We start from the raw sequence: 9,896 nt of genomic DNA, 5'->3' as shown, positions 1-9,896 counted from the left end.
GCACAGCCTCGTCCTTGAACTCCTGGCTGAACCTACGCCTGGAACCTTTCGGCACGTTTCCATCTCCTTCGAACTGTTACCACCCTAGCGAGTGGTCTGTCCGGAATCTCTGGAGCACCTCAAACACAATGGGGGAACCCTCGAGATCCAGAACCCTGACCAGGAGACACGCGCGTCCTACCGGCGGGCGATGCACGCGGCCAAACAACACAACCTGGTACCCGCAGGTTTCCATCTACGGCACACCGGCCGAAATGGCGGCGATCTGATCATCCGGCTCTTCGACGACGCGCATCCGAACGAGACGGACTGGAACCGCATCCGCCTCAGTGCACGCGACAAGGTCACCGATGCCGACGCGCTGGGCAAGCTGCTTCGGGATCATCCCGAGGTACTGGCCGTCTCCGAGGCACTCAGGCCCCGGGCCATCGACCTGGTCAAGTCCCTTGCAGAAGAAGCCCGCCGCCGCGGCCACAAACTCGCGATGTCCAAGAAACGCAAAGCTCGCGGACTGTACATACAGGCCGGTACGGGGCAGTACCCGGTTGCCGTCAAAGAGGAACAGGACCAGGTAGTCCGCGAGCCAGGTCCCGAGGAAAAACGCCGAAGACCTTATGCCTGGCAGCGAGTCCCCGTGCAATACGAGTCCGTACCAACGGGACGCCTTCGCCTGGAGTTACCCCAGTCGCCACATAGCCGACGCGACCAGTGGACGGATAGTTCGCGCTCGCTGGTGGAAAGCAAAGTACGCGAGGTCGTCAAGGAGATCGAGCATCGCGCCGGGGCTGCGGAACAGGCTGCCCTCGCCCAGAGACAGCAATACGAGGAGTGGCTCGCCGAACAAGAATGAGAAGAAGCCGCGAAGCGGGCGCGCTGGGGGGCCGCGATGGTGCAGGCCCGGAGCCGCGCAGTTGATGACTACCGCAACACGACATTCGCCAATGCCTTGGATGCCTGGGGGGCGGCCAGCGAAATCCGCGAATTCTGCGCCGCGCTCGACCAAGCCGCGGCTGGCTGCCAGGAGCCAGGTGAAGCCGAACTCCTGCGACCCTGGATCGAGTGGGGACACGCGATCGCCGACCGCATGGATCCACTCCGCGGTCCATCCCGTCTCGCCCACGCGGGCTTCGACAAGGACCCAGCCCCAGACGACCTACGCCCTTACCTCGGGGACTGGAGTCCCCATGGCCCCCAAAAGGAGTATTACCGACCTCAATCCGAACAGCGAACACAGGTCAGCGATGCCTACCGCGAAAGCTGGTCACATGGACGCCGAGGTCGGCCTCAATGGTGGCGGCGATAGCGTGACATTTGCGGGCCCTCAACTCCGACACTGCACGCTGGACCAGCCCACCCAGACGTTCGACCTCGGCCCGTAAGGCCTTGAGCTCGTCATAACGGTCGATGACTTCCTTACCGCACCACTCATAGAGTGTGCCGACGACGGTCTCCAACCGCTCCAGTTCGCGGTTGGTCTTCTCATGTCCGTACCAGGACTCGTTCCGGCGTTGTGTCTTCAGCGCTTCTTCCTGCTTCGCCATGGCCTTGAGGATGTCTCCACCCAGAACCTGGGCCACTCGCATGGCCACCTGACGAGTCGTCGGCCACGAAGCGACATAGGTTCCGAATCTGTCCTCAAAGGCCAGCGGCTCCTTACGCAGTTCCTGAGGGTCGAGATCAAGCCACGACGCCACCCCATCGAGATCGGCGATCTCCATCACTCCGGCATCCGCGACAGCATGCCGGAGACGAATCCTGTTCTTCGGCCGAACATGACCGAAGAGCAGCTTGGCCACCTCGAATTCCGCGCTACCTCGAACCTCACGTGAGCTTTCAATCGCTGCCGCCCACCGGCGATCGTCATCAAGGAACGCCCCGACGTCAGCCCACGGAGCGACCAGTTGACCACGCGCCACCCACTCCTGCAGCCCGGCCTCCTCGCCATCGAGGAAACGTACATGCAGATCGCCGTGTTTTCGCGGCCCATCGACCCGGACCACCTCCACCTGGTAAACCCGCCCCCCGACGACCTTCGGCTGATCTCTGAACCCCCAGACATCACCGACGTCCATAAACCTGCTCACCTTTCAAATCCGGCAAATGCTACCCTTTCAAGACATTCACCCTTAGCGCTTTGGTGAATCAGCCCGGTAGCGCACCCTCGGATGAATGTAGCGGCAGCTCATGCCAAACTACGGCACGAATGTCCCCGTCAATTCATCTGAACAGAAATACAGAGCCGCTCGACGAGAAAGTGTGGGAGAGAGGCATTCACGGATGGGTGCTATCACAGGGTCGAGCAGCCTTTGAAGATCATTTACTGCGCTGGCATCGATCGTTCCCCCTGAGATGGGAGTCAGACTCGACCCTCCTGTCAACATAGCGACACGTGGCCTCGGCGGATCCCGGTGGTGCACGTCCGCGCCAACGGGAGCGGACGAGTGAACATCGCCGCCCTGGTCTACTACAAGAGCGGCGAACGTTCGCGGCTCATCTACCAGCCGCTGAAGGGTTGTATCCCGACCGACTCAGAGCTTCTTCCAGCGCTGGGTAGCTGTAGTACTCACCTTCGCCTTCCAGCGCTCGAACGTTGGTTAGGAACTCGCCGAACACGGGGGCGCGTTGGGGACCGAGGTGTGATGTGCCGTGGAAGAGGAGTACGGCGAGATTCGGCATGTCTGCCGCGGTCCGGCACTCTGAGTTTTCCCACCAGCCGTTCAAGGCTTCTCGCAAGGTCTCGATGGTCAGGAAAGGAGCGTGTTGGACGAGTATCCGCCCAGCCTGCTCACCCGTACGCCAGCTGCCAGCTTCGTCGATGAATTGGACCACCGCCGACACGAAGTACGGGTCGGGATGCATGGTGGCTACCCCGAGACGATGGGTCCAGGACAGCTCGGTGAACCGCGTTTCCAGCACTGACAATCGTTCGCGCGCGTACGGGCTCCGAACCAGGGCAATGGCAGCAGCCGTCGCGGGGGGGAAGCGGCTCCCACTCGACGGGGGTGGACAACTTGGCCACCATCTCCTGAAGCCGTGTGGCCAGTGCCTGGTCCACCATGCTCCAGAAGAAGTCCTGGTCTCCCAACCGCACCGAGGCACGCAGCTGGGCGGCACCTTCGAGCACCTGGAACCTCTCGCTTTGCGCGGAAATGGCCGAGCGGACCAGCTCTCGGTCCCGCTGCGCGAAGGCGATCAGGGCCAAAGCCATCCTGTCGGAATGTTCAGCGGCAGGCAGGCGCCCGTCGGGATCGAGTTCAAGCAGGGCATGCTTGGCGGCGAAACTGACGATGGTTTTGCGAGTCGCAGTTCGGACCCGGTCGAAGAAGGTGGCCTGCATGTGCGGATACGTAGGCACGAAGAACGGGTCGCAGATGTAGGTGCTGAACTCGTCGACGACCTTGCGGCCCTGTGTCGGAGGATGGGTGAGCAGGGTCGCCAGCGCGACAGCCAGATGGCCTCGGGCGACTTCTGGCCGTGGCTCGTAGACGTCCCCGAGCGTGCGCAGCGAAGGATGCGCGCACAGGTTGCGATCCTCGCGGATACGCTCCAGCTCGCGTGAGCCGATCGAGTCGATGAGCTCGAACTCCACGGCCTTGTCCAGCAGGCTCGCCTCGATGGCCTGCATGGCCCGTACGCCTTCCTTGCTCAATCCCTTCTTCTGGGCATCGGACAGCGCGGTGCGGAACGAGACGGCCTGACCGTCACCGTCATCGGCCAGCCGCACGAGCTTGGTGATGATGTCGGCGGTAACGGCGCTCCACGTCGTGGTGATGCAGGCGCGGATCGCGCCGGCGTTGTAGCAGCGCCAAGCCTCCTCGACCAGCGGTCGAACATCCGGACCCCATACCTGGCCGATCAAGCTCTCCACGTCTGCCACCACGCCATTCTTCACCCAAGCGGACCACACCAAGAACATCTTGGGCATTCCACGCACCTGGACTCTGGCTCGTTCGGTAGTTGCAATGAAGTCTTCACTGAAGTCTGCTAAGGGTATGTCGAGACGTTTGCTGTCCGTTGAGCACACCAAGATCCGGGCGCTGCGCGAGCAGGCTGGACTCACGCCACAAGAGCTTGCTGATCGCGTGGGGGTCACATATCGCCTGGTGGTGTACTGGGAGGAGGGCAGGTATGCGCCCGAAGCCAGAAACATGAGACGTCTCGCTCATGCTCTCGGCTGCGCCACTGCCGATCTCACGGGTACGCGCAGCGGAACCGAGATGTTGGTTGACCTCCGGTATGCCGCTGGTCTCACGGCGGAGGAGGCCGCCACCCGACTTCGCGCCACTGCCGTCGGCGGTGAGCTGTTCGTGGACGCCCACAAGATCCGCAGCCTGGAGCGGAATCGTCAGGTGTCTGGGTGGAACTGGAGGAAGCCGGAGTGCACAGGGCGGCTTGTACAGCAGTTGGCCGCCTTGTACGAGGTGCCAGTACGTATGGTCATGGATGCCTGGATGCGTACTCGGCCCATGGATGAGCCTCCGAGCCTGCCCGAACATGAGCGGCACGGTCCGCCGACCTCAGCAGTCGTGGGCTGGGACAGTTTGAACGATCGGCAGCGGGTCTATCTTGGTGAGATCCTGCGGGACGACCGTATGACCGAAGCTGAAATGTGGATGCGCCGTCAGAACCAGGCCCGGGTTCCACCGGCCAGGCTGTGGCGGAGGCTACCGTTTTCTCTCGACGCACCCGCCAAGCTGGTCGGTCACACTCGCCTTCAGTTGCGCCTGCGGAGCGTCGGCGTTCACGATCAGGGCGCCGGAGCCACTCTCCACGCCCTGGAGCGACTGGGCTTGGTCAAGGTGGCCAAGGACCGCGTGGAGATTCCCGGGGTCGGCGAGGTGGATCGCACTCTGGTGGAGATCACTCGCCGGGGCCGTGCCTGCGCGCGTGCTGGGCTGGGGGAACCTGCAGAGCCGGCGACACCCTCACATCTTCTGTCCGAATGGCTGTGGGGTGTCCTGCTGCGTGTCGCCGGCGCCGGCATGGAAGGTCTCCATGAGAGCGAGTTGGCTGGTAAGTCTTTGTTCTATCTGGCTGTCGGCTACCGGCCCAAACGGCAAGCACATCCCAGTAGAGGATTTATCGAACTGCGTCCCCTGATGGCGCCAGGTGATACGCACGTCCTCGAATACCGGTGGCACGCCACCGCACTCGGACGGCAGCATATTGCGGCTTATCTGCACATATACACAGACATATATCCGAATGTCGCGCCTCCACCATAGTGATCATTTAGGGCGGCCCGAAGCTGTTCCGGCTTTTGTCGGCCCCGTGCTCTACGGTGTCTCCGGTGACAACCCATGCCGACGATGACGGCCTGACGTTCTCTCATTTCGAGGCGTTCCGCCTAATCAACTTCGCCTTCATCAAAGCCTGCGAGACGATCGCGACCCCGGGCCTGAACCCTAGGCACCGGGCCGAGAAGCTGATGCAGTACCACGGCGACCTACTCGCCGCGTACGGCCCTGGAGTGCCGTTGTCGTTCGGTGAGTTCCGCGAAAGACTGCGCGGCCCGATCGACGGCCTGCTCCCGCCGTGGCTGGACCGCTCGGGCTTCGACGATCTCAACTTCCCTGTCGTCGATGCCGAGGGTTGCGTCACTGCCGACGCCTTCGACCTGCAGTGGGAGATCTCTCAGCTGCACCGGATCTTGAAGCGGCTTCAGAGGACCGGCCGGATGCGATTCACAGAGGAGCAACTCCAGGACGAGATCGATCAGGATCAGATGTACGAGATCCTCAAAGGCCGCGGCGACACCCAGTACGTCAAGGACCGTTCCACACTGGTGGAATGTCCTGCCGGCACGGTCGCTGAGCTGAACGGGCGCGGCCTACCTCTCAACGCGATCGCCTACTACGAGGCGATCCCCTACCACGCCATCTATCGCACCTGGTGGTTCCCCTGCACCGTGTGCAAGTGGCCCATGAAGATCAGCAAGCGGATGGGCGCGGGCCGCGAGTACTATCGCGTCGGCTGCCTCTACGCCCGTCACGCCGAGATCGGTGCCAGTTTCATGTTCCGGCCGACATCCGGAGATGCGCCACAGCTGCACTCTGACAGCCCCGACACTCCCGCTCCGCGCGAGGCGGCACTCGCGCTCGGCGCTGTCGGTGCCGTGCCGGAGGCGAAGCCAGTGGAGGGACATCTGGCCCTCAAACGCGGAGTGTGGCGTTACACCTGTGTGCCGGGCCTGCACGAGTTGCGTTTGCACTCCGTCCTGCGTGAGCGGCTGGCCGCCAATCAGGCAGATGTGGACGAGGCCGTCAGGCTCTGGCCGATGAGCGATGCGTACGACCATCGCATCGAGGTCAAAGGCCCCGACGGGAGCACTCACGTCTTCACCGTGGATGTGAAGGACTACACCCACGGCCGTGTCCTGGCGCAGAGCCTGCATCGCAATGAAGGCGACAAGGGCGGCGCCGAATGGCTCGTCATTCCCGACCACCGAGCTGACCAGATCCCTCTTCTCACTGTGACCTGCGACAAGTACAGAATGAAGGTCGCGACCATGACCGACTTTGCCCAGCTGGTCTGCCGGAGCGCCGGGGTGGAGTGGGCATGAGTCAGATGACTGCCAAGGACGCTTTCATTCATGCCGCGCTGGCCCTCGCCGCCGAATACTTCCCAGAGCAGGACGACAACGGCAAGCCTGTGGCCTCCTTCCGCCACGCAGCTTTCTTCGCCAGCTGCAAGCCACAGGCGTGGGGGCGATGGAACGAGCTGAGCAATGAGGAACGGCTGCTCGTAGCGGAGGTGATGAACCTCAGCAACCCCGACCTCGTCGACGAAAACCGTTTCGCCACCGCCGCGCGGATTCTCCTGGGAGCCCTGGACTCCGAGCACGAGGATGAGGAGATCCCCCTCAACCTGTTCACCCTGGTCGGGGATCCGCTCACTGCGACAGCGGCCCATCCCCATCTGGGAGAGGACTACATTGGCTACGCCAATCGCCTTCTCGCTCCCTTCCGCCGACCCAGCAGCCGGCGAAAGCCCCACGACTTCGCAGCGCCGGGCAAGACATACGAGACGAGCGAACGCACCGAAGGCAATGAGGTCGTTCACGGACGCGTCACCATCCCCCGCTTTCCCGCTTTCACCCAGCCGCTGGGCCACGACTCGCTTCCCGCCCTCACCACCCGGCCTGGCCTGGGTTCGGTCCCAGTGCCCGTTCAGGAGCTCAAGGACATCGCACGACTCCTGGACACCCAGTACAACGGCACGAAAACAGGCCCCTGGTTGCACAGGGTGCTGACGGGACTGCTCGACCGGCTCAAGGCTCGCGATACGGACAACGTCAACATGCTGGACCTCCTGACTGGCCGAACACAGATCTTCCATGCACCTACGGGAACCGGTAAGTCTGTACTGGTTCGCCTCTTGGGCTCCTGGGCTGCGCTTAACGACTACCGCGTCACTCTCCTCGTCCCCGACGTCAAAGCCACGCTCGCCTCAGCTTGGGATATCAACCGCGACCTCGAGATACTGCACAGGGAAGACAAGACCAGCCATCTCGCGACGTGCGCCCCACTGATGTCGCCGTCCTCGCGGTACGAGCGGGCCCTCAAGCATGCGTCTTTGGTCAAGGAAAACCCCGAGGCTCCCGGGGAATGGGGCAAGCGAGGGCACCGTGACGTCGATCACCTCGCCTACGGATGCGCACAGCAGCACTGGCTCGAATCCGCCGGCATCTACCGTCCCGGCAAGGAGAACTGCCTGAGCCTCCACAGCGGCGGAGAGACATTGGCCTGCCCCTGGATCCCGACCTGCGGCAAGTTCACACCCGCCTACCGGGCTGCCCATGCCACGGTGATCGTCACGAATCACCATAACTTCATCCAAGGCACCATGCGGGTGGGCATCCAGATCGACGGACGCCCGGTCCGTTCTGTCACCGTCCGCGAGTTCGTGCTCCGCGCCAGTGACTTCGTCATCATCGACGAGATCGATGCCTTCCAGTCCGTCGCCGTAGATCGGTGCGCCACCACAGTCGACCTGCACTCCCGGCGCCCGTGGACCGCAGAACCGCAAATTCTCGACACTGCGGCCAAGCATCTTCCTCTGCGGTATGAGGACCAGCTCATCGAACCGGTCAGCCACGTCCGGCTCATGGCCGAGTCATTGCTGACCGGACTGTGCACCAAGGTATTCCGGCTCAACCACCGCGACGACTCTAAAGTCCCGAGGCTGCGACACGAATATGACTACGAAGGATGGCGCCTGGCTCGCGCCAAGGATCGCGAACTCATACGCCTGCTCTTCCCCGAACATCAGGTGGGCGATGGAGAGCCGCTTCCGAGCGATGCTATCGATCGGCTCAACGCTCTCGTCCCGGCCCCCGACTTCGGTGCAGACGACGAGGCGGCTCCCACACCCATACTTCTGGACCCCGAATGGGAGCGCGTCGGGCGCATCCTCGGGACAGCCGTGTCACCACGCGGCATCAACCAGCGCGACGAACTCAAACTCAGGCTGCACGAGGCACTCACGCCGATGATCAGTGACGGCCGTGCACGCAGCCAGGCCATCGACCACCTCCTCATCCGCACCTTGATGAGCGAACTAGACTGGTCTCTTGCCCGGCTGCGCGACACCGCCCAGTCTCTGCGTCACTCCGGCTTACTTTCCGCCAACCGCATCATCGATACCATGCACTCCGGCGGCATCGCCGACGTCCTCCCGCATGGGATGATCGGCAGGCCGATCAACGGATATCGGGTCACCGGTATGAAGAACCCGGAGAAGGACGCCAAGCTTTCCACGCAGCATATGGCTGGCGACCCGCACACCTATGTATCAGAGCTCGGTGGGCTGGTCTCCCTGATCACCGCGGGCGTGGAGCGGCCTATCTTCGGCCTTTCCGCCACCGCCTACTTCCCGCAGGCGGTCAAAGAACACGTCCACGCGCCCGTCATGTGGTGGATGACCGACGCCCAAGAGGAATCGATCTTGGTCGAGTCCTCGGCTGTCACTTATGGGGATGGCCACAGAAAGACTGGGGAACGCATCCCGATCGCTGGCCAGTTCCCTTCGGACAAACCCGAAGCCCTGCGAGAAATCGGCGAGCGCCTGTACGAGACGAAATTGTCCAAGAAACTCGCACGCCTGGCCAAGACCGATGAAGATCGTGCACGAGTGATCCTTACAGCCAACAGCTACGAGCAGTGCGGCCACATCGCCACCGGCCTCGCCAAGGCGAAAGGGCTCTCTCACAAGGTGTGCGTCCTCGTCCGAGAGGAAGACCGTCTTAGCAACGTCCGCCATCTCCCCGACCCGTCGCTGGTCCGCCGCATCACGGTCGAAGAGGTCGAGGAATTTCCCCAATTCGGCGACATCCTGATTGCTCCACTGGCTAACATCGCCAGAGGACTTAACATCGTCGTCAATCTTCGTTCAGCTATCCACTCCATCTATTTGTGTGTGAGGCCCCCGCTGATCATCGATGATCCTGCTTGGATGTACGGCAGCGTCAACGCAGCGGGCATTAACTCACTACCCACGTCAGGCGCCGCAGATCCAACCGAGGTTCTGCAAACGGCCCGCACCGCAGCACGAGATCACCTGGCCACTATCATGCGTTCCTCTCCGCAGCTGTCGACCATGGACCTCATCCTTCAAGAGCAAATGGTCGCCGGAATGCTGGTGTCCCTCATCCAGCTCGCTGGCCGAGCTCGACGCGGCGGCACCAATATGGAACTGCACTTTGTGGACTATGCCTTCCACGATGAGACTTGGAGTTCCGACCTGGCCAGCATCATCGAACGCATGGCCTCGCGATGGCTGCCAGAAGAACGCCGGCAGATGGCCGAACTGTACGGCGAAGCGGTCAATGCCTTCCTAGGCTACGCAGGCGTCGACCTCACCCTTTCCACATAGCCCAGCGCTTCATCCCGAAAGAG

General features: G+C 62.6%; 6 protein-coding genes. 4 read left to right on the top strand and 2 right to left on the bottom strand.

What is annotated here, in order from left to right:
- Positions 1-190: 190 nt before the first annotated feature.
- On the top strand, positions 191-850 hold the full coding sequence (locus tag ACIN94_RS31530) for a hypothetical protein (RefSeq protein WP_400714225.1): 660 nt from the start codon (positions 191-193) through the stop codon (positions 848-850).
- 385 nt (positions 851-1,235) lie between these two features.
- Here the strand turns inward: ACIN94_RS31530 and ACIN94_RS31525 are convergent, their stop codons facing one another.
- Positions 1,236-2,072, bottom strand: a complete 837-nt coding sequence (locus ACIN94_RS31525; protein WP_400714222.1) for a hypothetical protein — start codon at positions 2,070-2,072, stop codon at positions 1,236-1,238.
- Positions 2,073-2,785: 713 nt separating this feature from the next.
- Entirely contained in the window at positions 2,786-3,925 is a 1,140-nt protein-coding gene (locus ACIN94_RS31520) for a hypothetical protein (RefSeq protein ID WP_400714219.1), read from the bottom strand.
- 37 nt (positions 3,926-3,962) lie between these two features.
- Here ACIN94_RS31520 and ACIN94_RS31515 point away from each other — a divergent pair, with 37 nt between their 5' ends.
- The 3 genes from ACIN94_RS31515 to ACIN94_RS31505 all read left to right on the top strand — a co-directional run bounded on the left by ACIN94_RS31515 (position 3,963) and on the right by ACIN94_RS31505 (position 9,873).
- A complete protein-coding gene (locus ACIN94_RS31515; RefSeq protein ID WP_400714216.1) occupies positions 3,963-5,225 on the top strand; it encodes a helix-turn-helix transcriptional regulator in 1,263 nt (420 codons plus the stop codon).
- Positions 5,226-5,290: 65 nt separating this feature from the next.
- A complete protein-coding gene (locus tag ACIN94_RS31510; RefSeq protein WP_400714213.1) occupies positions 5,291-6,562 on the top strand; it encodes a hypothetical protein in 1,272 nt (423 codons plus the stop codon).
- Entirely contained in the window at positions 6,559-9,873 is a 3,315-nt protein-coding gene (locus tag ACIN94_RS31505; protein WP_400714210.1) for a hypothetical protein, read from the top strand. The genes ACIN94_RS31510 and ACIN94_RS31505 overlap by 4 nt, the downstream gene beginning before the upstream one ends.
- Positions 9,874-9,896 lie beyond the last annotated feature (23 nt).

The sequence above is a fragment of the Streptosporangium sp. NPDC087985 genome, assembly GCF_044741965.1.
Lineage (GTDB): Bacteria > Actinomycetota > Actinomycetes > Streptosporangiales > Streptosporangiaceae > Streptosporangium.
The sequence above is the reverse complement of the archived record's forward strand: the minus strand, read 5'-3'. Positions and strand labels throughout refer to the sequence as shown.